This is a genomic window from Natrinema longum (assembly GCF_017352095.1).
Lineage (GTDB): Archaea > Halobacteriota > Halobacteria > Halobacteriales > Natrialbaceae > Natrinema > Natrinema longum.
The window spans coordinates 851,230-874,261 of the sequence record NZ_CP071463.1 but is presented as its reverse complement, the minus strand read 5'-3'; the positions used below and the strand labels follow the sequence as shown (position 1 = coordinate 874,261).

The window sequence follows — 23,032 nt, the reverse complement described above, 5'->3', positions numbered from 1 at the left end:
AATTTCCCCGCTTCAACTCCTTCGATTTACTGACCTTCCCCGACGCCGTCTAGTGATTCAACGCAGCCCTATACACAATACATGTGAGTGTATATCAGAGGATGTCCTGTTGGGAACTGTACCGTTAGGTACAGAATTCCGTGATGTCCTTGATCTGGATATTTATCCCTACAGAACGTGGGGAATCACGCTGTCAGCACGAAAATTAGCTTGAATTTCACTCAAATGTCCTCGAGGACCGGCTTCGCGGACACCTTTGTGACCTCAAAGAGTGGTTCGCGGACACAGTACTCGTGGGAAATAGAGATGCGTACATCTCAACTGTGATTGGAATGTTGCTCCAACAAGTGTAGCAATAGCCTCTCAGAACAGCGGTAAACGAGAGTGAGTATCTCGACACGAAATGACGACATCAACTCGTCATCCATCGCTACTGTTCCAATGATTTTTATAACTAGGGTGACTATAATCAGTATGTCCAGCATTGATTCGAAGATTCAGGATGCGATGGATCGGCGTAAAACGCTAAGACTGGATTATAGCGGTGAGGATGAGGTCGGCTTCCACGAACGTGAGTTAGAACCCTGGTGCTACGGTATTCACGCGGACACCGGGAACCCGTGTCTCAGAGCATACCAGGTCGCGGGATACAGCGAGTCAGGATATCCCGACGAAATGCCTTTCTGGCGAATGGCGAGAGTGGACCGGATGCGGAACGTCGTAGTCACGGACAACGACATCCGCTCGAATTCGCCTGAGTATTACAATCCACAGGACAAGGATATGAGGCAAATCTTCGTCAGCCTTCCCAAATAGGGTAATCTAGTCACCCCCAATTCTGCCCTTGGTTCCCAACCACCGAAGATGGATCTCTGGGGTTTTGGATTCTCTGTACTTATTACTGTCCACGAAGAGTGGGGTCGCGGACACGGTACTCCGATAAGTACGTGTACCTACCTTGCGGTATGATATCTGGCCAAGCTTCATATAGTTGGATTATAATGATTCAACTGTTAGAAGACATGGATTGGGGCTTTCGAATTCGCAAGGACGTCGATCCAAAGATACAGCTTTTGATACTGATTTTAGCGATTGCAGTTATTGCATCGTTGCAGTATTTCAACATACTCTGATTTTGGGACCACTTCTCTAGAGCGACTGGTCTCGTTCTACACTGACTGAGGTGGCTTTTCCCTGTACTTCCCGCTGTCCTCGAGGACCGACTTTGCGGACACCACGGAACGCTAAGGACAACGGATATATCCGTCTCTCCTCGTAGTAGTTAGTCAATCAGATGCCGACTCGAGTTGTCCAGCAGCACCATCCGGACGATATCAACTATTCGCTCGAGGATGTCAGTACGGATCCGGATGCGTTCGAGGACAAACTCCACGACCCAACAACCGATATCAAGGTGATGGATTACTCGCTCCCGGACGGAGACGTACGTGTCCTCTATACGCCGGGTGTATCGGGAACGGCTGACGATCTCGATCGAGAAATCAGCCCCGCTCAGTTGGAGGAAGATTTAGAACCGATGGATCCGACGAGCCGGGTCATCGCGATTTGGTTACTCCAGTTCTTCGCCGAGATGCAACAGGAAGAACAGGAGAACGGGAGTGAACTTGCGATCTACAAGGACCTCGAGATTGAGCGAGTCCCCGAAGCGGTCGAGCACGTTTCGTGGGACGGATCGTCGACGGACGTTGCCGGAAGCCTGATGTCGAACCTGATCCTGCGGCACTCGCTTCCGAACGCGAATCACCGGACGGGGATTACGATGGCACAGACCTATCTCGAGGCGGCAGGGGCCGAATTTGAAACACCAAAAACGCATACCGAAGAGTACGAATGGCGTGAGTGGGTCGATCCCTATATCGTCGAATCAAAACGGCTGCTAACCGTTCGACGACACAACCTGTACTTCCTCACGCTGAAACAGAACGGGTGCGAGATCGTCCGCCGAAAGCATGATATCGAGATCCCGCTCGACGAGTACGACCTCGATATGCACTACTACGAGGCGTGGGAGGAATACGCCGAGCTGCACGAGACACACTGCATCGAGTTCGCGGAGGAACTGGCCACTCGGGGTGGGGCAGGAAACCTCGTTCAAGAGCCAGCACTATCCGAAGAGGGATTCATCGACTTCCTGCGAACCGAAAACAGCAGCTCTGAAACGGAATAAGACTTAGTCGCGGAGGTGCGCGTTCGATCGCGCCAGTTCCCGGAGACGCTCGTTGTCCGGGACATCGTACTGTTCACTGACATCGCGAACAGCTTCTTGTAGGGTCATGGTTACTGTGAATGCCTATGAGATTGCTGTTGATAAAACTTCTCAACAGAACCCTGCTTTCTGTGAGTGAGATATACGCCGGAAAGTCAGCCGAATTATAATAGCTACTCTCTGTGGGTTACCGTTGATTTTCGAGGGTAAAGAAGACAGACTGTAATTCACCGATTTGAAGCCGGATAATCTTCTGGATCAATAACAGAAACCTCCCAGGTCCCTGTATCGGTTCGCGTCACCCGCACTGGTTGATCTTTCACGTTGCCCTCATCGTCGACCAATCCAAGCGCCCGAAGTTCGCTCTTCGGGAGCACGACACCGCCCGACGTACGACCAACTTGTACCAACTGATGGATCGGCATGGCTACATTTTGAACAGGTCCTGAATCTGTTTAAACATTGGTTTCACCAGTACGAGACTACGATATTCCAGAGTGCTATCACTGTAGACATACTCCTCGAGGTGAGGTGCTCGTGACCTGCAAATGAGCGACTTCAGCCCAAAGAATTGCACCCCAGAGTGGAACGCACTCGCCCGGACACCCGATGGACTCGCCGCCCACGTCGTCGCGATCGGCAACGGCAGAATCGTCGCGAGTGCCTGCGGTCTCGAGTCCACTGATTGGACTCCACTCGGCCAAGAAGATAGTCCGGTCCGTCTCTGCGGGACGTGCGCGAACCATTTCGGCGGTACGGGTCCCCGTCCGGTCGCTTTCCAAGAGCCGGTCGCGCTCCCGATCGCCGGCGTCGATGTCGGACCGATTGGAACCTCGGTAACGCTCACCGACGCTTACCCAGGTGAGAAAGCGTGAGTCGGGACGACCCGACCGACGATACCCTCTTCGCCGGCGTTGACGATATCAATCAGTCCGAGCGCAGCTGCTCGAGCGACGATCGAGACGGCCTCGAGGGAACTGACTACGTCAACCCAATCAAATGGGCTCGTCACCTCGAATACGACGAGATCCATTCGTTCACGGTTGGGTTCGCACCGGCGTTTCTAGCGATCGTATTGGGCGAGCCGACGTTCCTATTCCTGACGACGCTCGTCGTCGCCGGCGCGTTCTTCCCCTGGTTGCTCCGGAAGCGGCTCCGGTACTGTCCGCGGGAACCGCACTACTGCGTCGGCGGTTCGGTACTTGGGGTCCTCGCAGCGGTCCCCACCGGGGTACTACTCGACGTCTTCGGGGTGCTACCGGCATGAGCCATCGAGATAGTCTGACCGATGTCGTCGCTGGCGGTCTCGCGCTTGCCAGTGCCGCGGCGTTCGCGATCGGCCAGCGGACAACTGATCGTCGCGAACTCCCGGCCGACCAGAACGTCGACGGTCGGGGCGACACGACCGACGAGATCGTCCTCGAGCAGGATGACGACGAGGTCTACCGAGCATGACCGTCGAGAAAACGGTTGATGAGGTCTACACCGATCGAAACCTGCTCGCTGTCGCAATGGTCCATATGGCCGTTCTCGAGGATTACGCCGGTGGTTGGTACGAACCCGACGCGGACGATGCCGACGCCGACGAATGGGCGATCGTCTGGGCCCGGCTCCCGACCGGACAGGTCAGCTGGCACGTCCCTCGCGATCTCGCTCGTCGGTCGGCCCTGCCACAGACCTCGAGAGTATGGGACGGGCATGGTCGCGACGAAAAGAACACCCGACTCCGAACGTTCGCTGAAGCCGGCAGCTGATATCTTCGCTTCGGCCCTCCACAGGCGGTTCTCGAGTGCCGGGTTCGAACGTCACGGCCCGGCCAATAGATCGGCCCAATTTCGCCATTACGTCCCCTGATTCTCCAGTTTTCACTAATCTATTTCCTCGTAACCCGGCTAGTAGAATACGCATGAGTTCCCGCAGTAGAACTGACGAGCCACAGCCCTCTCACCCGGGTCCTCCCGACATCGACGATCCGGAAGAGATCCGGTTCGGGACGATCGACGTTGCGAACTCGTTTCGTGACGATCACCCGGACCACCTTGCACCAGTCGATGACCGTCGGACAAAGACCGTCACGATCGTCTCGGAGGCTCCCGACTACGTCGTCGACGAAGCGGTCCGTCTCGCTGAATCCGGAAAGGCCGAAAAAGCCCAACAGTTTGGCCAAGAAGAGCTAACTGCCAACGAACGACAGCAACTCGAGGATCGAGGCTCGTGGGAGGCACACCGCCACCTCTTCCACGCGCAGTCCGCGAAGGCGATCCTCCAGGGCCACGGAATCGACGATTGGCTCTCGTTTTACGACCCAGACCTCACGACCGACGAGCACCGGAGTCACGCCGACGAGTGGAAACAGCAAGAAGTCGGGGATCGACTCGACGCAGACGAAGAACGGCGACAGGCACAGGTCGCAAAGCAGGCCGAGAAGGTCCACGGAGAAATGTGCAGCAGCGCCGAAGATGCCTGTTCCGACGGGAAAGAGGACGCCTGTGAGGCGCTGCTCGAAGAGTGTGGCTACGATCGGGACGATATCGAGGACCTGATCGGGACGGTCGACGATCTCGATGAGGATCCCGAAGCTGTCTTTTCCGCCCCCGATCCGGACGACATCGACGATCCCGACCTCGAGACCGAGTCACAGTCGTTCGAAGCCTGGGCTCGAAGCTCGATGCCTGACCCGCCGGAAGAACCGAGCGACGAGGAACTCGCTCAACTGGCACCGACACCGGAACCCGACGATGTCGGTCGCGACCGGCTTCCGGGTCCAGCGCTGACGGCACTCAAGAAAGCCTGGTCCGGGTACAAACTCGCCCGAACCGAGACGCGAGAAGCACAGGACGAAGCCGAGCACTACGCCGGCGTTATCAACGGAATTCGGGCTGTTCACGGGCAGGATCCGCTCGAGTTTGACGATCTCGACGGGTTCGAGGGCGGACGGGTCATGCCTGATGATCCGACCGAGGAGTTCCCCACAGAGGAGGGAGAGATAACCCTCGAGCAAGCCGGCGTACTCGGTCGCCTAAGTGAACGTCTCCAATCGGCTTTTGACCCGGCCACTGGAAAATTCGAGTGTCCTGGCGGCAGCTGCTACGACCCGATGAAAGAATTCGAGGGTTAGACCGGCAGCGCGTCGTCCAGAATCCCGTCGTCGCCGCTGAAATGTGGCCGCTCCCGGTCGCAGTTGTCCGTGTCGATCTTTTCGAACTCTCCCGAGTGCTTGTTCTCGACGATTGCCTCGCGAGCCTGCAGATTCTTCAGCCGGTCAGCGTCGAACGTGCTCGCCTTGTTGATCTTGTCGATGTCGCGCTGCTCGGAGACGTGGAAGTAGATCCGTCGGTCGGACTGCGAGAGGATCGTCAGCGGCATCAGTGCCGGCCGCTGGGCGAGATGAATCGTCTCGACACCGTGTTTCCGTCCGCCGGTCTGCATCCGGTTGACGCGGCTGTCGAGGCTGTGCTTACTGAGGACTTGATGGGCCTCGTCGCACGAGACCAGCGCCGACTCGGGGGCCGCCTCGATCTCCAGGTCCTTGCACAGGGACATCGCTGCCTCACAGATCTGCCCGTAGAGTTCTTCGATCTCTTCGTCGTCCAGAGCGTCGGGGACGACCCGGAGCTTCCGGTGATTGAAGAGGCATTTCGGCCAATCGATTGACTCGAATCGGTCCTTGTCGACGACCAGTGTCCCGTAGAGCGCGTTGCCTTCGACCGACAGTCCACCCTCCTCGTCCTCGAGGTCGAAGTGAACCGCGATGTCGAAGTTCGGTACGCGATCCTCGAGGAGCGCCCCGGTGTAGTAGCTCTTGCCGGAGCCGGACGCGCCGATCACGGTGATTCGAGCCATGTTACAGCTGGCAGAGATAGGCGTCGTGATCGATCCCCCAGCTCCGGATGGTATCACGACTGACCTGCTTCGGTGGGGTTCGATCGATTCCGAGGATGGGATGGGCGGTCGCAATCGTCACCCACCAGTCGTCGTCGACGTAGGACACGATCGCGAACTCGCCGACGAACGTCGATGCTTGCTTGAACACGAGCCACTCCCGCCGCTCCAGTCCAGTCTCGAGGAGATCGTCGATATCGGAGCGCGTCGGCGTCTCGGTCGTCAGCTGGGTACCGACTCCGTCGATCGGGAGCACTGCCGGCGGCACCAGGCTATCCATCAGAATCACCCGGTTCTGTGTTCATGACGCACCGTTTCGCCGTCTGGAACTCGGCGAACTCGTCTTCTTCGAGCAGTTCCTCGAGGAGTTTCTCGCGTTCGGTGGCTTGTTCGTTGAACAGTTCGATCACCGGCTCCCAGTTCCCCTCGACGAGGCCGGCGATGTAGAGGGCCATCTTCTCGGAGGTCACCATGTTGACATCGACATCGACATCGTGCTCGGCACCGATCCGACGGAGATCGGCCCGCTGCATGTTGATGAGATCGGCCATGATGTCCGCCGGAGACTCGCCCGTTTCACCCTCTTGAAGGAGCATCTGCGCGATCTGGTCGGGGTTCGAAAGTGAACTCGCGATCCCCTCCGGAGTCATGTCGATTCCGAGGCTCGAGGCGAGGCCGTTGTCACCCATCACGCCGACCCACCTCCGTTGAAGTTGACGGCGTCTTTCAGCCGGGCGATCTGATCGTCACTGTCGGGTCGCATCATGACCGCGACGGCGGCACACGCCAGCGACGATCCCAGCAGGGCCCAGGCCGGGTCGACTTCTCCGTCGCCGTCGACGAAAATGTACTCGTTCGCGAACTCCGCACCGTAGTACCCGAGCCGGAACGCCGAGAAGACATCGCGAAGGTCGTCCTCGAGGGCTGCCTGATCGTCGTCTTCCAGACCGAGTACCGCGAGCTTGGCGGCACCGTCCTCGATGTGCGATTGCAGCTGGGCCGTCGGGTTGTCTCCCGTGAACTGTCCGATCGAGTCGACATCCTCAGACATCGAGCCGGCGGTCGCCTCCGATTCGGAGTCGGATTCCGACTCACTCTCACCGTCGTCATCATCGATATCGTCGACGCCGGCGAAGAGATCATCGTCGGACAGGTCGACCTCCTCGATTTCGATATCGTCCTCGTCCGGGTCATCACCCGACTCGCTGTTCTCGGCGGTTTCTTGAAGGCCACTCTCTCCCTCGTTGACGTCGTCGTCTTCGATTCGATCTTGCTCTGCTTCGAGGCTCTGGACGGTCTCATCGAGGGCCTCGGCCCGCGCTTGCTCTTGATCGCCGGCAATGTCCGGAGTCGGCATCAACTACCGGCCCCCGAGATTTTCCCGCGGTCCTTGAGTCCCTGAATGACCGCTCGATCGCCTTTGAGCGGCTCGTTTGGATCCTGTGGAACGACGATTTCACCAAGCGTCTCTTCGTCGTCATCATCGGCGTCGTCGGAATCCTCGAGGGTGTCGAAATCGAAATCGTTGGCAGTGCCCGACGATTCTTCTGCTCCGTCATCGTCTCCGTCCTGCTGCCGCGTCCGAAGCCAGTAGAGGGCTGCGAGGGCGACAGTCACGACACCGAGGATAACGAGCGTCCGTTTGGACGGACCGAGCGAGAAACCGCTCGAGGCGCTCCCGTCACCGTCTGTCGACGGGCCCGGATCGACGGAGGGTGTCGGACCGGAGTGGTCGGAGGGCTGGCCGTGCTCTGCTTCGATGTCTTGAATGGAGTCGTCTGTCATTGGTGTTCGGAGGAACAGCCGCAATCAGTTTCGTCGTCGTCACTGTCACTGCCCCAATTATACGGGATGTCGCAGTGGGGACATTGGTCGGGGTACCCGTCGACGTGCTCGTGGCAATTGGGACACGAGAACTCATGCTCCTCTGCCGGAGGACGGGTATCACTCTCGGTCTCGTCACCGCTTTCGGAAGGATCGTCGATCGATCCGCCATCGGCTCGGGCCCGATCGGCCCGGCGGTCGGCAACATCGTCGACGAGATCTTCCCACTCGTCTTCATAGTCGTACTGCTCGAGCGGGATGATGTCGGCCGGGACATCGGGATCACCATCCGCGGGGAGAACGTGCGGATGGAGGGACTCACGGAAGTGCTGACCGGAGGTACAGGGTCCCCAGGACTCGCATCCCCAGCAGAACGTCCGGTACTTGTTTCCCGGTTTGTTGCTGCGTTCGATGCGTTTGGACAGCACGGGAACCACGCGCCGACTCGAACAGTAGCGACACTCTCGTCTCGTGGGTGCGCCGTTACTCACGGGACCCACTGGCGGTTCGCCAATTCTCGGGTGCAGTTGCTAATCGGATCATCGGTAGAGGGCGGGGCGAAATTGGCGGTGCTTGGAGGGCCGCCTATCGCCAAAAATGGTCCGTCTGAGTAAGTATCTAAGCCCAATTTCGCCAATTCCCAATTAATTAGGCCGTATATCTGACAGAAGCGCCTCGGTTGAAAGCGCAATGGCGACAGTCAACGTAAATCGGGCGACGGATACGCTCTCCTCGTCGTCCTTCGCGAAGTCCGCTGTCCTCATCGTCGGGGGCAGTCTCGCAGCACAGCTGGCAACCAGCTACCTCCGAGAGAACGTCTACGACGTTCAGGTTCGGGGTGGCGACGCCGTGTATGCCCTCACAGCGGCGTTCCTCACGCTCGCAGCGTTGCCCGCAACGTATTCACGACCGCTATCTCTCGGCATGGGAGCGACGTCGGTCCGCGTCCTGCTGGCCGATTTCGACATCGTCTAAGAGGTGATCTAACATGCAAATGAGCCAAAACAACGTCGAGCAAGAAACGACTCTCCATGCCGGTCTCCCGTTCATCGAGATGCAGGATGTCGCCGCCGGCGACGACCGAACCGCCTGCGTCACGATCACCGGGCCGGAGGGCTATCTGATCGCCATCGACGCGGGTACGAATATCGCTCCCGAGTTTCGAGATGCCGACGGGCAGAAGCTCGACGGCTCGACGAAGGTCGCACTGCACAAGTGTACGAAGCAGGGCGACCCGCTTCCCGGCGGCCAGGCGTTCAGCGATACACTCAATCGATTCGAGTACTCGAAGATGCGGGTCGAACCCGACTTCTTCCGCTACATCGATGAAGAGCTGATGATCGCCGAGCGGGAGATCGTCAAGATGTTCGTCGAGATCCCGGAAGGCTCGAGCGGGTTCAGCGCTGAACAGTCCCGACTCCACGTCGGGGACGATACCAGCGACTTCGGTGTCCCTGTCTCGATTCTCGATACGGACAACCTCACTGAGCAAGAGAAGGCCGCGGTCGAGATGGCCGCCCAACGGTGATTTCGATGGCAGGAGATATCCAACCCGAGACCCTCACGCAGGCCAGCACCGAGGTCGACATCAGTCTCAATCAGAACCAACTCGATCCCCAGCGCCACACCCGTATCATCGAGTTCACCGTTCCGGACGATCTCGAGTGGGTCGAGTACGACGCCCTTCGAGATCCGGTCCGGTTCGTCCCGCGGACGATGGAGACGGTCACCGGCGACGGCGCTACGTCGACGTACGGCGTCGATGCGAACCTCCAGCCGATCGCTGGCGAGGAAAAACTCGAGGACCAAGACTATCCGGTCGTCGTCGCCGTCGATGTCTCGACCGGTGACGAGATCGATATCGACTCGGTCGACTACGCGGCCAACGAGGTAACGCTTGCATCGACGCCGGCCGACGGCGACGATGTCAAGCTCTACCCGATCATGACCGACGGGTATCTGAAGGTCGAGGGGTTCAACCAGTTCGATCAGCCCCAGGGAACGCTGTTCCCGTGGGGATTCCCGCTGTTCCGCTTCCACGACATGGAGCAGAACCGCCGGGGCCGCGAGATCAACCTCCAGGGGGCGGTGCGCTGGGAGCGTCACGAGACGCTCGCGTTCAAGATCGACGCCCCCCGCCAGATCGTCTGGGAAGACGAGGACTACCCCGAGAGCTACGTTTCGACCTTCGAGGTCGACACGAGGATCGGTCTGTAAGCAACAATGGGCGTCCGTACCACCACTACCGGCGAAGCCGGGACAGCGGACGACGCCCGCCCTCCAAGCGAGCGCAGCCAGTCGCCGACTGATCCCTTTTTGATGGGATACGATATGACCGCCGTCGAGCAACCCGCTCGAGCAACGGTCGATGTCAGCGCCGTGGTCGTGCTCGCCTCGAGGTTGGTCTAACCGCGACACATGGGAGTTAGAGAACAAATCCGCAATTCAGAGGAGTATCAGCAAATCGTCGCGGAGCAGCAGGCCCAGCAACAGCAGCAGGTACAGTCCCAGCAGGTTCCCGAGGCCGTCGATCCCGTCGTTTCACTCGAGAAGACGGATCTCGACTTCCTCACCCAGCTGGCGATTCTGTTCATGCTGGTCCTGATCTACCGCGAACTGAAACGAGGTGAGACATAGTGGCATTCAACTTGGATTTCGACATTCGGGACAGCGCAGACGACGCGCTTCGTGACGCAACTGACGGGAACGTCGGTATCTCCGACGATTTCACGTCGACAGAGGACTCCGGCGGCATTCGTAACGTCGCAACCACCGGGGCTGTCGAGGGGTTCAGTGCGACAGATAGTGCGGTCAAAACGGGCTCGGAGGCCGTGCTCGACAACGACCGCTTCAGCGTGCAGGATACGGTACGGACGGGCCTCGCACAGGCACCGATGTCGGCCGCTGCCAGTATTAAACAGGGTGAACCCACGTGGGTTAACGACGACCAGGTAGCCGAAGGGTTCCAGCAGGTCGACCAATCGATCACGAATACGATCGACAGTGCGGTCGAGGGGACTCCAGCCGACAACCCTGCGACCGATGCTGTGCGATGGGCAGGTGATACGTTAGTCGGTGATGCTCTACGGATCGGTGTTGGAACTGCGACCGGGATCGACACTGAAGAAGGCACGACCGATTACACGCCCGGTGCCCTCGAGGCGGCCGATATCGGCCTGACTCTCGGGACGGCGGGAGCCGGCTCTGCTGCTCTCCGTGGCGGTACTCGCAGTCTTGACAGCGCCACGTCGGCAGTCGGTCGCTTGACGAGTCGCTTCGGGGACGATGCCGGTGACGCTGGTCGACTCATGACTGACGGCGGTCGGTCTGTCGACGATATCGGGAGTGCAGCGGATGACACGCCCCAGTTGGTCCCATCCGGTGAAGACGCTCTGAGTTTCGGCTCCGGTGCCGACGATGCTCGAGACGCGGCCAGCCGCGGCGTCGACGACGTGATGGACGTGTTCAACCGCAATGCGGACGATGCGGGTCGCTCCACTGATGACGCCGCCACGGTCGTCGATGATACGGTGGACGACGCCGGGCGTGCCGCCGACGATACCGGCTCGCAGCTAACACTCGATGCTTCGGCTCGCTCGGCCGACGATGCTGGATCGTTGAGCGGCCGGATCAGGTCGGCTATCTCTCGAGACGGTGACGGACTGGCCTCGAGGGTCAGCCGTAGCACCGACGATGTCGGCTCGACGGCCGCCCGATCGGGCGATGACTTCGGTTCGACCGCGGCTCGCACGGGCGACGACGCCGGTTCGACGTTTACCCGCACCGGCGACGATGTCGGCTCGGCAGTCTCGCGGTCGGGTGATGATGTCGGCTCAACGTTCACCCGCTCGAGCGATGACATCGGCTCGACAGTGACCCGCTCGGGCGACGATGTCGCCCGGACAGCCGACGACAGCAGCAGTCTTTTCAGCCGCATTCGGGATTCGCGATACGCCCGCTACGGCGCAGCCGGTGGGGTGATCGGCGGTGGAATCGTCGCCGGCGGCACCCTCGCGAGTATGGTCATGGGCGGCTCCGACGAGCCAGGTGACGACGAGCGTCAGGGCGCTGGCTGGGGCGACCCTGAGCCGATCGCCGAACTCGAGGGTGGCTGGGTACTCTCCCGCCAAGAGCAGACCACCGGCAGTGACGACCGGTATTTCGTCGCTGGCGGCCCCTCCTCCGGCGAGCAGTTCCTCGCTGCTGGCGGCGAAGCCGTACAGCCCGATCCGGATGCGACCCTCGACGATGTTCCGTCGTTCGATACCGAGTCCGCCGCTCGACAGGCGCATCAGGCCTGGCTCGAGCAGGCTGGTTCGGCGTCGGACAGTGACGGAAGCGGTGAGTGGGACGAGTTGGAAGCGCTCGAGGAGCTCGGCAACGGCTGGGTTCTCTGGCGTCAGGAGAAGATCGACGGCACTGACCGGCGGTTCTTCGTCACTCGAGAGCACAGCAGCGGGATCGAGGTCCTGCTGTCCGGCGGCAACGCAGAGGTCGTCGACGGACAGACGCCGATCGAAGAGCTTCCCTCGTTCCCGAGCGAAAGCGATGCCCGAACCGCTTACCAGGCGTGGCTCGAGGCAAACAGCGGCGGCGGCCGTGGGTCACAGGGTGGCCGCGGTGGACAGGAACGCGCCGACGGCGGCGGCGAACAGGCAGAGTCCGGCGAGTGGACCGAGTGGACTGAATACGAGGTCGTCGAGCCGTGGTACATCCTCCGGCGCGAACACACCGGGAACGGTAGCGTCGAGTTCGTCATCGCCGGTGCCGACGGCAACGGCAACACGGTCTTCCTCGGCCCCGACGGCGAGATCGTCGACGAGCCACACATCTACTCGTCCGAGGAAGACGTGCAGGCGGCCCTCGACGCCTATCAGCAGAACGCTGAGAACGGGAACACCGACGAGAGCAAGCAGCCGACCGGCGAGCAGCCCGATCAGCGCGACGTTCAGGAAGGTACGAACGAAGGCTGGTCTGAGTGGGAGTGGGTCGAGGCCGTCGAGCCGTGGCACATCTACGCTCGAGCCCACCGGGACGGCGAACAGGTCGAGTTCCTCGCTGCCGGCGACCTCGGTGACGGGACAACCGTCTACCTCGGGTCTGATGGCGATGTCGTCGACGAACCCGATATCTTCGAGTCCGCCGACGAGATCCAGACCGCGCTCAAGGCCTACTATCAGGCCGTCCAGAATGGAGAGATCCCGGCAGAGCGCCAGCCGACCGGCGCAGAGCCGCCGCTCAAGCAGGTCCGTGAGGACGCCGCTGCGGCGACTGGCGGAATCCTTAGCTGGATCACCGACAACCCGGTTCGGATGGTCGGAATCGCCGTGATCCTGATCGCTGCGGCCTACTACTACAACTACTACTACCGCGACGAGCCGATCGACTGGGGCGATGAGAACGACGCCGGCGACGAGTCGGTCATGGACATGGGGGCCGATGGATGAGCAAGGTTCGCCTCGCTCGAGAGGTCGCGCAAGCGACCGGCCGGTCGCTCGATGATGCGGCCCGGTATGTCGGCGATGTCGGGCCTGCACGGGCCCGTCAAGCAGTCGACGCGGCGAAGAAAGGGGGCCGGACGGCGAAGGACCTCTGGAAGCCGGCTGCCGGCGTCGGCGCGGTCGGTGCCGCCGGGTACGGTGCCTACCAGTTCCGCGAGCAAGACGTCCGCAGAGCCGAAGCACTCGCCGAACAATCGGACTCGTCGGCCGATTTCGTCGAGGCGATCATGAACAGCGATCTCCCCGAGGGGGCGAAACAGGATCTCATCGACCGCTACACTCAATCGATCAACGAGAACGGCGGTGACGGATCCAGCCCCGATGGAGGCTTCATCGAATCGCTCCTCGAAGACTTCACCGACGATATCATGACGATGGTGATCGGCATCATTGCCCTGGTGCTCGTCCTGAACTGGGCGCTGTCCCAGTCGTCTGCCGGCCCCAGTCCTATCCGAATCGATAGTGGGGGTGAGTCCTCGTGAGAGTGTCGGACAACGTCGATTTGATGGTCTCGCTGCTACAGCGGATCGCCGAGAACACGTCAGACATCGAGGGAGGCGACGGAACCGAGTCCTCCGAATCGCGAGAGGATACCCACAATCACTACTACGACGGTCAGGTCCGGCCGATGGGCCCGCAGCAGTACATTGTCTCGGAGACATCGAACCTCGAGGACGTGAACGATGACGGCTCCGTGACGCTCGAGCCAGGCGACGAGAAGACGGTCGTCTCGCAGTCGCTCCCGCGGAGTAGCCAGCAGGCTCTGGCGTTGCTGGCGATCGGGGCGACAGACGAGACGGACGTTCAGTGGGCGTTGCAGATCGACGACCACACCGTTGGCGGTGGCTGGACGAACAGCCCGCTCGGATTGGTCAACGATCCGTTCTCGTTCGTCGACGAGTTTCAGGCCATCATTCCAGCTGAGCACAAAATAGAGTACGTTGCTCGGTACAATCCCGCTGCATCCGGCAGTGTCGATCTCGTCGGCCGAATGCACACTGAGGTGATATAATAATGGAAACAGGGATACTCAACAAACCACCCGAGGGCGTTCTCGCAGGAGAGAGCGTTCCTCGTGAGAACGAGGAATCAGAGTATGAACGGATGAAACGTGAGCGCGTCGAAGCTCTGAAATCTGTCGACAATACGGAGAATAACGACTTATGACGCTACCAGCACTGGATACCAGCGAAATCAGTTTCCTCGGATACTGGAACGCGCTTGACCACTCGACCGAGGACTCGATCGACCCGACGGAGGTACTGAATAACGGAAGTGTCGACGCACACAATGTGTATGAGAACGGGGTCGAAGGCCTGTTCAGTTTCGGCTTTTCTCGGGCAACCTCGAGAACAGTCAATTTCCGCGTCAAGGATGACGGGTGGTTCGTTGCATGGCTCGATACCTCGGGGGAGTTCGACACCCATGTTCCAAAAGACGGCGATTTACACGGCCCATACGACTACCTCGGGGATTGGTCGTACCCCGGAAGCGTTGACCCCAGTAAGAGTCTACTAGCCGAAACGATTCGGAATCTCTACACCGAACTGTCGAACTCCGGTACGATTACGTTCAACAGTTCAGACGTGGCCCACTTCAATTACGAATATCCGAACGCTACTGGGATAACGGTCGTCCACTCGAAGCAGACAGAGAGCAGCCAACAGGAGGACGTGACACCCACGGACTCGACAACCGTACATCGCGCATACTTCGCCGGCTCTGCGAAAGACGGGGCCAGCGGCGTCAACTGGGACCCGAACAATCAGGGCTTAGATCTGTGCGGCAATGGTGAGATGTTCGGAGTTCCAGCAGACGACACAACGTACTTCACCAATCCACTCGAGTCGGGTGTAACGAGTACGTTCGCGGTCAATGCAGATGGCTACGAAAGCGAGGACGCAGCAGGCGACCTACTGGTGTTGTGGTCCTAATAAGGTGATTCAATGACTATTGATTCCACTGCTTCGACGACTGATCATACCTACGACGAGCCGGCGGACACGCTGCTTCCAGAAGGTGACAACACCCTCACGGTCGACGGACTTGCCTCGAGCGCACCTGTCACGAACCACAGTAGCGTGTCACCCGATGGCTCGATACTCCCCGAGGGTGGAGACGATTCCCCTCAGATACAGGGCCTCGTCTCGTCAGCAAGCGTCACGACCGAGCGAGCGGGGACCTTCGTTTCGGGCTCAGTTACCAAAAACGGTGATTTCGTCAATGGGACGGTGTACGCCTATGTAAATGGGAATCTCGCTGGTGGGACCGGACTCACGTCGACATCCTTCTCAATGGGTGTCATTCCCACTGGCGTTCATTCTGGGGAAAACAGTCTCCCTCGGGATGGTGACAATATCGTCCTCATCGAGTCTGAGACTGGTGGCCTCGTCACGAAGGATCTCACTGGTGCTGAGACGAGGGTGTATGTTGACTTCTCGCCGCTCAAAATCATCATCAAGGATGCCCACGGACAGCCGGTTCCTGGCGATCCTGTCTCTGCGGACGTTGTCTCAGCGACGACGAACGAGGACGGCGTCTCAGAGGTCGAAACCTCGGGCGAGGTCGACGTGGTCGCTCTCAGCGGCACCCTCGAGGACACGGTACAACTCGGCGATGATGGTACGACTGTCGAGTATCAGTATTCGGGGCTCGAGGGATCCGTCGAAACGCCAGATGGAGACCCGATTGCGGGTAAAATCGTCAATCTGCTTGTCGGGAGTGGCGAGCCATACGACTCGACGACGACTGACGAGAATGGTCGGTACGAGTTCGCGCGGGTCCCGCCGGACATGGCGTTCTACGCAGAAGCCTCGCCGTATCACCGCCCGGCCGATTCACGAGGGCAGGGCGAGTGGGTCCTTCGCGGCTTCCCGTCGCGGCAGATGCGCCGCGGCGACCCACACGACTACGAGTTGGTCGAGGAGGACGATCTAATCAGTGTCGGCGTCGAGGTCGTCGACAGCGAGACTAGCGAGCCGATCAAGGGCACGGAGGTGATTGTTGGCGATTTCCGCGTCGAGACAGAGAGCGGAGGTCGGGGCCGCGGGTTCGTCGATAGAACTGTGACGGACTCCGTCCCGATTACCGCAGGGAAGGATCGCCGATACCGTCGCCGAGAGGAAATCGCCGAGATCGGCGAGGAGCCGATCGAGCTAGAACTGCCACTTGATCGCTACGTCAAAAGCTCACAGAAATAATGAGAAGACAGTCAGAAGCCTACAAACACCGCGAACAGACCGATCGTGTCCACGATATCATCGGAGCCGACATCCCGCGCGATCTGCTGAAAGTATCGATCACCGAGACGGATACGCAGATTCCGGCCTATCTCGAGGAAGACGTGTCGATCGATGGTATCGTGACTGTCGAGCAGCGAGACACTGTCTCCGTCAACCAAGCCGGTACAGTGGCAGTGCAAGAAGACACGCCGCTCGACGTGAGCGCGTCTACTGTCCCGGTTGACCATCAGGGCGTGATCGATATCTCGAGTCGCGACAATCGCATCCTCGGCGATGTCGACATCACTGCGCTCCCCGACGCCGATCGAGCCGATTGGTCCGGTGCAACGATTGCGGCCGACGGCTCGATCGAGCATTCGCTGGCCGCGGTCGGTGCCGATCGCCTCCGCGGCCGGGTCGAGTCGACCGGGAGCTACGACATCCAGGTCAGTTGGCTCGCGGAAGATGGAACCGAATTGTTCACCGATGAGATCGCGTCGGGAGTAGCCGCCGGGACGGCCACGGATATCGATGAGCCTGCGGTCGGTCCCGAGGCGACCGTGACGATCGTCGATACCAGCAGCGCCGAACAGACTGCAACCGGGGTGTTTCATCTCGCGTGAGTAGTGCTACTGATCCATCTAACGACATCCCCTCGAATCATGAACTCTCGGAACGGATGACTCAGATCGAGCAGAAACTCGATCATGTAACGGAGCTGCTCGAGCGGATGGAGACCGATCTCGAGGAGGATCTCGATGTCGTAGAAGAGGATCTCGAGGAGCTTCGACCAAAGACATCCCGACTGTGGTTGATTTACAAGGGCGGAAAATGGACGACGGGGCTGCTTGTGGGATCCGGTCTCGTGGGGATCGCTCTGACGTCTTTGGTCTGATTTTTCTGTGTGCCTATGCCGAGACAGGCTCTGCTTCGTCGATTATGTCTTCGCCATCGGTGTACCGCATCGGTCGGACGACGACCCACACGGTCTGATTGCCCGGATAGACGGAGACGTACCCGAGGTGTTCGAGGGGTTTGATGATCTCCTCGAGAACGGCTGTCTTCGGTGTGTCGTTGGTGTAGAGCTTGTTCTTTGCCGTTTCGAGTTTAACCCGTGATTTGGTTTTGTGTGGAGCGTGAGCGCGATCGTGGAGGGTTCGATATGCATCGGCGAGTCGCTCGTCATCAGGAAGGATCGGCTGTGGTCCCTCGAGGTCACCTTTCGCTTCGACCTCCTGACGAACGAGTTCGCGGAGCTTCTGGCTCCGGCTCTTGTCTTCGCGATCGGCGATCTCGTCGAGTTGCTCGAGCAGATCATCCGGACAGCCGAACGAGGTCCGGCTCGTCGGGTTGTGATCCATCCGGCTCATCGGCTCACCCCGGTTTGCATAAGTCGTGAATACGCGGACGGCGTCGAGTTATGCAGTTCGGATGCAAGGGGGGTGTAGTAACCTCCGAAGGTGCCTTGTGCGCGGGTGTGCGTGCGCGTCATATTTGTCCCTCTACCTCCCGTTCACGGTGGTGTGTCCGTTCGATTGCGGTGTCGTGTGGCTCCCCCTCGAGCGTCTCGCCGGTGGCCTGGCACATCTCGTATTCGTCGTCGGGGCTCCCGTCCGTGGCCTCGATCTCGATCAGCTCGAGGAAGTCGGCCTTCCGAAGCGTGCAGAGATGGGCGCAGGGTCCGTCGTGGTACTGCCAGCCCTTGCAGTCGCACCGACCGACGTACTCGCCGTCTTCGATCCCGAGCGCACAGTAGTGGACGCTCTCACCGTCTCTGAGCGTAACCTTGTACCCGAACCGACCGAACGATTCGATCAGTGCCTCGCGTGGATCGGCTCGAGTCCACGACTCGGTTCCGTCGTCGCGTTCCTCGAGGAAGTCGACCGGCTCGCCGTCAGTTGGTTCTGGGAAAGCGCTCATTGGCCTTGTGACACCTCCTGTAGATCGTGTGGACCGTTCTCACAAACGCGACGGGGGAGGCCGCCGCTCGAGGTCTTGGTCACCATTCGGCCACCGCAGTGCGGGCAGTAGCGGGTCACGCTCGAACACCTCCGCCGTACTGCGGTTGACCACGACCGAGGTTTACAGTTGCCCGCCCGGCGAGTCCACTCGAAATCAATTGTTGTCTCGAGGGTTCCTAAAACTCGAGTAACAACCCTGTCCGTCCCGATATCGGAGGAGTCGCGTTTTTCGAGCCGACCATCTTCGACGGAGTTCACTACGGCTCCGTTCGGACCCCGCCGCTGTCCGGCGGTCAATAGAGGGAGGTGGGCAGGCGTGTGGACTGACCGTCCGTTCCGTTCTGAAACTTCCGCTACCCGAAGATAGCGACTCACAGTCGGGTGAATTCGGGTTCACAATCAATCATCTGGCTCGGGGGCCGATGGCTGGTCGTCCGCCGGTTCTGGCTGTAACTGGCGGACGAGATTCAAATGCATGAGGTGAAGGTGCATCCCGATTCCGTACAGGATGGTACCTAGTCCGACGAACGTGAGTGGCATCAGTATCGCTTCGATCGCCTGTGATGGACTGTCGAGGTTTGCGGGAAGGACGACACCAACGGCTAATAGAAACGCACTTAGAATGATCACCAATCCTGTACGGACTGCCCGGGAGTACTTCCCAATCTTTCGAATCCGTTTTTCGATCTCCTCTCGAGAGGGTGACGCCGTCTCACGGGCCATAACTTACGCCTCACTCGTTCTATACATCGCTCTCGCTGCGAGTTCGGTCATGATCATCTGCATCGGATACTGTCATCGCTCACCATTCGACCATCTGCGGCGTAAAACGAGGGCCGGAATTGGCAACCCGACACATGAAACGCATGCCAAGCTGCTGTAACGGTTACTGGCTACGGACTTGCCTGCTGATCACAGCGATCGTCTTTTTGCCGACGCCGACTACTGCTTCGAGCGACCGTTAGCAGCACCATCGATCGAACACGCCTGTAGGGGCCTAGTTCTCGGGTCTGGAACGAAGTCGTCGCCGAAAGAATTCGACGAGTTCACTCACGTAGCCAGTTCCCCAGATTGCGACGATCACTGCGCCGACTGCGTTGAACACGAAGTCGGTAACGATGTCGTCGATGCCATAGACAGTGACCACCGCGCCGCCGAGGGCGAACTCGAGTACCTCCCAGACGACCCCGATCGCGAGGACGAAGACGACGATGAACACGGAGCGAAAGGTCGACGGGACGTTCATCTCGTCGGTGTGGAGTTCGAACGCTCGGAAGGCCGCATACCCCAGTCCTGCGATGACTGACGCCGAGACGGTGTGTGCGATCTCGTCGTACCACTGGTACACGTCGTAGAACCAGAGCGATCCCATCGTGTGAAGGATCACGGCGGTGGTGGTCCAGAGGACGAGTCCGGCGTCCATCGAGTACCCGTACTCCCGGCGCAACCACGCCGGCAGGAGCGTTATCCCGAGGGCAAACCCCGCAGTTCCGGAGATTCCGAACTGAAACGTCACGACCCCGTAACCGAGGAGCGCGACGAGCCCGAGTTGCAGGCCTCGAACGAGACGGCGCTCCTGAGCATCCGTCAGTCCCAGCGCGTCGCCCAGCGTCATGGTGGGTCCGCTCCGTTCGCGGCTCGAGCGACGGCACCCGCCGGCTCGAATCGGCCAGCGTACCACTGGAAGAGCACGCCGAGGACGAGCCCCACGACGGTGACGCTGACGAAGTCCCACTGGAGTTCGGTCTGCGAGTGCAGGTACGCGGTCCCGAGCCACCGATCCGAGTAGAACTGCGCGACGGTCCAGAGCGCCTGGAGCGCCATCGTCGTCAGCATCGCGAAGCCGACGGCGAACCGACGACTCAGTTCGACCGATGCGAACGTCTCAAGCTCGACGACGACAATGAGTGCGAGCGTCGCAACGGCGAGATACACCACGGTCTCGGACGGAAATTCGGCCACACTGGCAACGACAGAGAACGCAGCGACTGCCAAGAGCGGCCAGGAAACCATCGCCGTCCAGTCGCCGGTGATCAGCGCTGGCACTGAGACCGTAGCGACGATGACTAGCTCGAACCCGCCCCAGAGAAGAACACCTGTAAGAACACTCTCAATAGCACCCAACACCACGATGCCCGTCAGCAACCATCCGATGGCGGCGTTCATCCGCTCGTCACGGACGAGGTTCTCGAGCGCCACAGCGTATCAACGCGGTCCGGAGACACTAAAATCCGCAGCCAAATTCGCAACTGCCCAACGGAATGAACGTCCGTCGCCAACGGATCGACGGACGTGATATGGTTCCTCTCGTCGACCGGGATCGCTGACGTCGACAGTGATGAGTCGATTCGTATTGCTGACGGGAGTTCGTTTCCGGTCCATCTCGAATTCGGGCCAGGCGTACTCTCGCGTGGACGCGAAGTGGGTCGGATGAGGCTGGTTCCGATTGGCATCGGCGTCAGAAACGAATCCGAGACAGTCTGCTCTTTCGAGACCGGCATTCTTCCGGTTCGTGCCCGTCTAGTTGACCATGGCCGTTTTCGACACTTGGGACGGCAAGCGTCTCCTCTGGGTTGGATTCGGATCGGTGATCGCGGCACTGATCGGGATCGCCCTCTTCAGATACGTGGGGACGGTCCTCTTCGCGATATTCGTCTACTACGCGACGCGTCCACTGTATCGCCAACTCGACCGCGTCATCGACTATCCGAACGTGACGGCGACGGTCACGATACTGTTCGTCGTCATCCCTATGGCTGCTGTCATCGCCTACGCGGGCCTCGTCGCACTCCGGGAACTGGATCAGTTTCTCGCCTCGAGCGAACTCGAGGCGTATCGATCGCTCCTCCAGCCGTATTTGCGATTGGCCAGGGAGGGCAACATCGATAGACTCCGGGACGCGTTCACGGCCGGCACTGGTGGCTCCATCGGGGGCATCATTCGACAGGACCTGGCGGGAGTCCTGGGACGCCTGCAGTCGATCGCCGGATTCGTCTTCTCGGTTCTCGCTCGATTCTTCCTCATGCTCACGTTTCTCTTCTATCTCTTGCGTGACGACCAGAAGTTACGACGGTGGTTCTACGAGAGCATCGACCACGACGACGAGATCGTCTCGTACATCGAGTCGGTCGACGACGACCTCGAAACGGTCTTTCTCAGCAATCTTGCGGTCATTGCGGTCGCCGCCGTGACTGCCGTCGCGACGTACACCGGTCTCAACTATCTCGCCTCGGGAGGGGCCGTCGTTGCGACGCCGGTGTTGCTCTCGCTGCTCATCGGGATCGGGACGCTGATCCCTGCCGTCGGGATGAAAATAGTCTACGTCCCGTACGGATTGATCCTGCTCGGACTCGCAGTGACGACGTCGACGCCGCTTTGGCACCCGGTCGCGTTCCTCGTCTTCACGTTCGTCGTCGTCGACACGATCCCCGATTTCTTCGCGCGGTCGTACCTGTCCGCACGAAGCGGCGTCCACATGGGACTGGTTCTCCTCGGATACTTCCTCGGGACCCTCGCGTTCGGCTGGTACGGACTCTTCCTCGGCCCGATCATCGTCGTCCTTACGGTTCACTTCGCGCATATGATCTTCCCCGCCCTCGGTAGCGCTCTCCTCGGAGAGTGACCGCGACCGACGGAACGCCCTGGCCCGTCGATTCCGTCAATCGTAACGTGACCGGATGCGGCGCTGTCCCACGGATAGGAACGACGCCACGGGAGGTTGGATCAGAGTCGTAGCTGAAGGCCGGTGCATGAGACTGGCCGTGCAGTGACCGGCTATTAGACGATTCCTTCAGTTCGTCCCGAACGGCGGATCGGATTCGCTCTATTCTGCGCTACCCCGCTGTCGCTTTCCCGTCTATGAGGTGCACGCGAGTAGTGCGTCGGGCGTCAGTACCGATCGGGATGTGGGTGTGCGTCGATTACACACGGCCGACACCCGGTTATGTGCGCTGCGTCCTTTTCGACACCTATGCACGACGGCAGACCCGACGCTCTTTCGAGACGACGCGTCATCACCTCGGCCAGTGGCCTCGCTCTCGCGGCTCTTGCAGGCTGTCTGGATGGCTCCGGCGCGTCCGATCGCGGTGCAACACCGACGGAGGGCCCGCCGATCGCCGACCGATCGCTTCCCGAGGAGTACACGACCGACGAACTCGAGGCGGAGAGCCTGTCCGGCGGCTCGGGACCGGACGACATCCTGTCGATCGACGATCCGCAGTTCACCTCGGCCGACGACCCGCCCGCAAATCTGGCCGGCGGGGATCCCGTCTTCGGCGGCGAACCGGTCGCGGTGACGTACTGCCCGCTAACTGGGACCGCACAGGACTTCTCTCGCGGTGAGAGCGAGTTCGGCGTCTCCGACCGACTGATCAACAGCACCCTCGTCATGCACGATCGCGGAACGGAGACGTGGTG

The 23,032-nt window shown here is 60.0% G+C and carries 31 protein-coding genes and 1 pseudogene; 22 read left to right on the top strand and 10 right to left on the bottom strand.

Features of this window, described 5'->3' with window-relative positions:
- Positions 1–474 precede the first annotated feature (474 nt).
- Complete coding sequence (locus J0X27_RS04320; RefSeq protein ID WP_207271216.1) at positions 475–816, top strand: WYL domain-containing protein; 342 nt, start codon at positions 475–477, stop codon at positions 814–816.
- Positions 817–1,294: 478 nt separating this feature from the next.
- Complete coding sequence (locus tag J0X27_RS04315) at positions 1,295–2,188, top strand: DUF8172 family protein (RefSeq protein ID WP_207271215.1); 894 nt, start codon at positions 1,295–1,297, stop codon at positions 2,186–2,188.
- A gap of 266 nt (positions 2,189–2,454) precedes the next feature.
- On the opposite strand, the gene J0X27_RS18255 is transcribed toward J0X27_RS04315, so the two are convergent.
- Positions 2,455–2,652 carry a DUF8053 family protein gene (locus J0X27_RS18255; protein WP_484549479.1) on the bottom strand — a complete coding sequence of 66 codons (198 nt, stop codon included), beginning with the start codon at positions 2,650–2,652 and terminating at the stop codon, positions 2,455–2,457.
- A 446-nt stretch (positions 2,653–3,098) separates the two neighbouring features.
- Between J0X27_RS18255 and J0X27_RS04310 the strand changes: the two genes are divergently transcribed.
- The 4 genes from J0X27_RS04310 (at position 3,099) to J0X27_RS04295 (ending at position 5,345) form a co-directional block, all read left to right on the top strand.
- Positions 3,099–3,494 carry a hypothetical protein gene (locus J0X27_RS04310; RefSeq protein WP_207271214.1) on the top strand — a complete coding sequence of 132 codons (396 nt, stop codon included), beginning with the start codon at positions 3,099–3,101 and terminating at the stop codon, positions 3,492–3,494.
- Positions 3,491–3,682, top strand: a complete 192-nt coding sequence (locus J0X27_RS04305; RefSeq protein WP_207271213.1) for a hypothetical protein — start codon at positions 3,491–3,493, stop codon at positions 3,680–3,682. The genes J0X27_RS04310 and J0X27_RS04305 overlap by 4 nt, the downstream gene beginning before the upstream one ends.
- Positions 3,679–3,981, top strand: a complete 303-nt coding sequence (locus J0X27_RS04300; protein ID WP_207271212.1) for a WDGH domain-containing protein — start codon at positions 3,679–3,681, stop codon at positions 3,979–3,981. Before J0X27_RS04305 ends, J0X27_RS04300 begins: the two co-directional genes overlap by 4 nt.
- Before the next feature lie 152 nt (positions 3,982–4,133).
- Complete coding sequence (locus tag J0X27_RS04295) at positions 4,134–5,345, top strand: hypothetical protein (RefSeq protein WP_207271211.1); 1,212 nt, start codon at positions 4,134–4,136, stop codon at positions 5,343–5,345.
- On the opposite strand, the gene J0X27_RS04290 is transcribed toward J0X27_RS04295, so the two are convergent.
- From J0X27_RS04290 to J0X27_RS04270, 5 genes are read right to left on the bottom strand one after another with little or no spacing between them, the layout of a single operon-like run.
- Positions 5,342–6,070: an ATP-binding protein gene (locus tag J0X27_RS04290; protein ID WP_224214661.1), complete on the bottom strand. Its 729-nt coding sequence runs from the start codon at positions 6,068–6,070 to the stop codon at positions 5,342–5,344. The two genes, J0X27_RS04295 and J0X27_RS04290, sit on opposite strands and share 4 nt — an antisense overlap.
- A 1-nt stretch (position 6,071) precedes the next feature.
- Positions 6,072–6,389: a hypothetical protein gene (locus J0X27_RS04285; RefSeq protein WP_224214662.1), complete on the bottom strand. Its 318-nt coding sequence runs from the start codon at positions 6,387–6,389 to the stop codon at positions 6,072–6,074.
- A complete protein-coding gene (locus J0X27_RS04280) occupies positions 6,382–6,798 on the bottom strand; it encodes a hypothetical protein (RefSeq protein WP_207271210.1) in 417 nt (138 codons plus the stop codon). The genes J0X27_RS04285 and J0X27_RS04280 overlap by 8 nt, the downstream gene beginning before the upstream one ends.
- Positions 6,798–7,466, bottom strand: coding sequence for an acyl-CoA dehydrogenase (locus tag J0X27_RS04275; RefSeq protein ID WP_207271209.1), 669 nt, complete (start codon positions 7,464–7,466; stop codon positions 6,798–6,800). Before J0X27_RS04275 ends, J0X27_RS04280 begins: the two co-directional genes overlap by 1 nt.
- Positions 7,466–7,894: a hypothetical protein gene (locus J0X27_RS04270; protein ID WP_207271208.1), complete on the bottom strand. Its 429-nt coding sequence runs from the start codon at positions 7,892–7,894 to the stop codon at positions 7,466–7,468. The genes J0X27_RS04275 and J0X27_RS04270 overlap by 1 nt, the downstream gene beginning before the upstream one ends.
- 2 nt (positions 7,895–7,896) lie before the next feature.
- On the opposite strand from J0X27_RS04270, the gene J0X27_RS04265 reads away from it, so the two are divergent.
- From J0X27_RS04265 to J0X27_RS04200, 14 genes are all read left to right on the top strand, one after another.
- Positions 7,897–8,547: a hypothetical protein gene (locus J0X27_RS04265; RefSeq protein WP_207271207.1), complete on the top strand. Its 651-nt coding sequence runs from the start codon at positions 7,897–7,899 to the stop codon at positions 8,545–8,547.
- A gap of 76 nt (positions 8,548–8,623) precedes the next feature.
- Positions 8,624–8,908 (top strand): hypothetical protein, encoded by a 285-nt coding sequence (locus J0X27_RS04260; RefSeq protein ID WP_207271206.1) that lies wholly within the window; start codon positions 8,624–8,626, stop codon positions 8,906–8,908.
- Between the two features lie 13 nt (positions 8,909–8,921).
- Positions 8,922–9,461 carry a hypothetical protein gene (locus tag J0X27_RS04255; RefSeq protein ID WP_207271205.1) on the top strand — a complete coding sequence of 180 codons (540 nt, stop codon included), beginning with the start codon at positions 8,922–8,924 and terminating at the stop codon, positions 9,459–9,461.
- 5 nt (positions 9,462–9,466) lie between these two features.
- Positions 9,467–10,150, top strand: a complete 684-nt coding sequence (locus J0X27_RS04250) for a hypothetical protein (protein WP_207271204.1) — start codon at positions 9,467–9,469, stop codon at positions 10,148–10,150.
- A 6-nt stretch (positions 10,151–10,156) separates the two neighbouring features.
- Entirely contained in the window at positions 10,157–10,342 is a 186-nt protein-coding gene (locus J0X27_RS04245) for a hypothetical protein (RefSeq protein ID WP_207271203.1), read from the top strand.
- 9 nt (positions 10,343–10,351) lie between these two features.
- Complete coding sequence (locus J0X27_RS04240) at positions 10,352–10,570, top strand: hypothetical protein (RefSeq protein ID WP_207271202.1); 219 nt, start codon at positions 10,352–10,354, stop codon at positions 10,568–10,570.
- Entirely contained in the window at positions 10,570–13,380 is a 2,811-nt protein-coding gene (locus tag J0X27_RS04235) for an autotransporter outer membrane beta-barrel domain-containing protein (RefSeq protein ID WP_207271201.1), read from the top strand. Before J0X27_RS04240 ends, J0X27_RS04235 begins: the two co-directional genes overlap by 1 nt.
- On the top strand, positions 13,377–13,916 hold the full coding sequence (locus tag J0X27_RS04230; RefSeq protein WP_207271200.1) for a hypothetical protein: 540 nt from the start codon (positions 13,377–13,379) through the stop codon (positions 13,914–13,916). Before J0X27_RS04235 ends, J0X27_RS04230 begins: the two co-directional genes overlap by 4 nt.
- Complete coding sequence (locus tag J0X27_RS04225) at positions 13,913–14,446, top strand: hypothetical protein (protein ID WP_207271199.1); 534 nt, start codon at positions 13,913–13,915, stop codon at positions 14,444–14,446. The genes J0X27_RS04230 and J0X27_RS04225 overlap by 4 nt, the downstream gene beginning before the upstream one ends.
- 2 nt (positions 14,447–14,448) lie before the next feature.
- The gene (locus tag J0X27_RS04220; RefSeq protein WP_207271198.1) at positions 14,449–14,601 is read left to right on the top strand and encodes a hypothetical protein; all 153 of its coding nucleotides are present in this window, start codon (positions 14,449–14,451) and stop codon (positions 14,599–14,601) included.
- On the top strand, positions 14,598–15,368 hold the full coding sequence (locus J0X27_RS04215; RefSeq protein ID WP_207271197.1) for a hypothetical protein: 771 nt from the start codon (positions 14,598–14,600) through the stop codon (positions 15,366–15,368). The genes J0X27_RS04220 and J0X27_RS04215 overlap by 4 nt, the downstream gene beginning before the upstream one ends.
- A 12-nt stretch (positions 15,369–15,380) precedes the next feature.
- Positions 15,381–16,634, top strand: coding sequence for a carboxypeptidase-like regulatory domain-containing protein (locus tag J0X27_RS04210; RefSeq protein ID WP_207271196.1), 1,254 nt, complete (start codon positions 15,381–15,383; stop codon positions 16,632–16,634).
- Positions 16,634–17,278 carry a hypothetical protein gene (locus tag J0X27_RS04205; protein WP_224214665.1) on the top strand — a complete coding sequence of 215 codons (645 nt, stop codon included), beginning with the start codon at positions 16,634–16,636 and terminating at the stop codon, positions 17,276–17,278. The genes J0X27_RS04210 and J0X27_RS04205 overlap by 1 nt, the downstream gene beginning before the upstream one ends.
- On the top strand, positions 17,275–17,550 hold the full coding sequence (locus tag J0X27_RS04200; protein WP_207271195.1) for a hypothetical protein: 276 nt from the start codon (positions 17,275–17,277) through the stop codon (positions 17,548–17,550). Before J0X27_RS04205 ends, J0X27_RS04200 begins: the two co-directional genes overlap by 4 nt.
- 13 nt (positions 17,551–17,563) lie before the next feature.
- Here J0X27_RS04200 and J0X27_RS04195 read toward each other — a convergent pair whose 3' ends face one another.
- The 4 genes from J0X27_RS04195 to J0X27_RS04180 all read right to left on the bottom strand — a co-directional run bounded on the left by J0X27_RS04195 (position 17,564) and on the right by J0X27_RS04180 (position 20,815).
- Positions 17,564–18,016 carry a ribbon-helix-helix protein, CopG family gene (locus tag J0X27_RS04195; protein WP_207272022.1) on the bottom strand — a complete coding sequence of 151 codons (453 nt, stop codon included), beginning with the start codon at positions 18,014–18,016 and terminating at the stop codon, positions 17,564–17,566.
- A 127-nt stretch (positions 18,017–18,143) separates the two neighbouring features.
- Positions 18,144–18,575 carry an SWIM zinc finger family protein gene (locus tag J0X27_RS04190; RefSeq protein ID WP_207271194.1) on the bottom strand — a complete coding sequence of 144 codons (432 nt, stop codon included), beginning with the start codon at positions 18,573–18,575 and terminating at the stop codon, positions 18,144–18,146.
- Positions 18,576–19,613: 1,038 nt separating this feature from the next.
- Entirely contained in the window at positions 19,614–20,231 is a 618-nt protein-coding gene (locus J0X27_RS04185) for a DUF2238 domain-containing protein (protein ID WP_207271193.1), read from the bottom strand.
- On the bottom strand, positions 20,228–20,815 hold the full coding sequence (locus J0X27_RS04180) for a hypothetical protein (RefSeq protein WP_207271192.1): 588 nt from the start codon (positions 20,813–20,815) through the stop codon (positions 20,228–20,230). Before J0X27_RS04180 ends, J0X27_RS04185 begins: the two co-directional genes overlap by 4 nt.
- A gap of 331 nt (positions 20,816–21,146) precedes the next feature.
- Between J0X27_RS04180 and J0X27_RS04175 the strand changes: the two genes are divergently transcribed.
- Entirely contained in the window at positions 21,147–22,238 is a 1,092-nt protein-coding gene (locus J0X27_RS04175) for an AI-2E family transporter (RefSeq protein WP_207271191.1), read from the top strand.
- A gap of 321 nt (positions 22,239–22,559) precedes the next feature.
- Positions 22,560–23,000, top strand: a pseudogene (locus J0X27_RS17850) (DUF3179 domain-containing (seleno)protein); the annotation flags it as partial.
- Positions 23,001–23,032 lie beyond the last annotated feature (32 nt).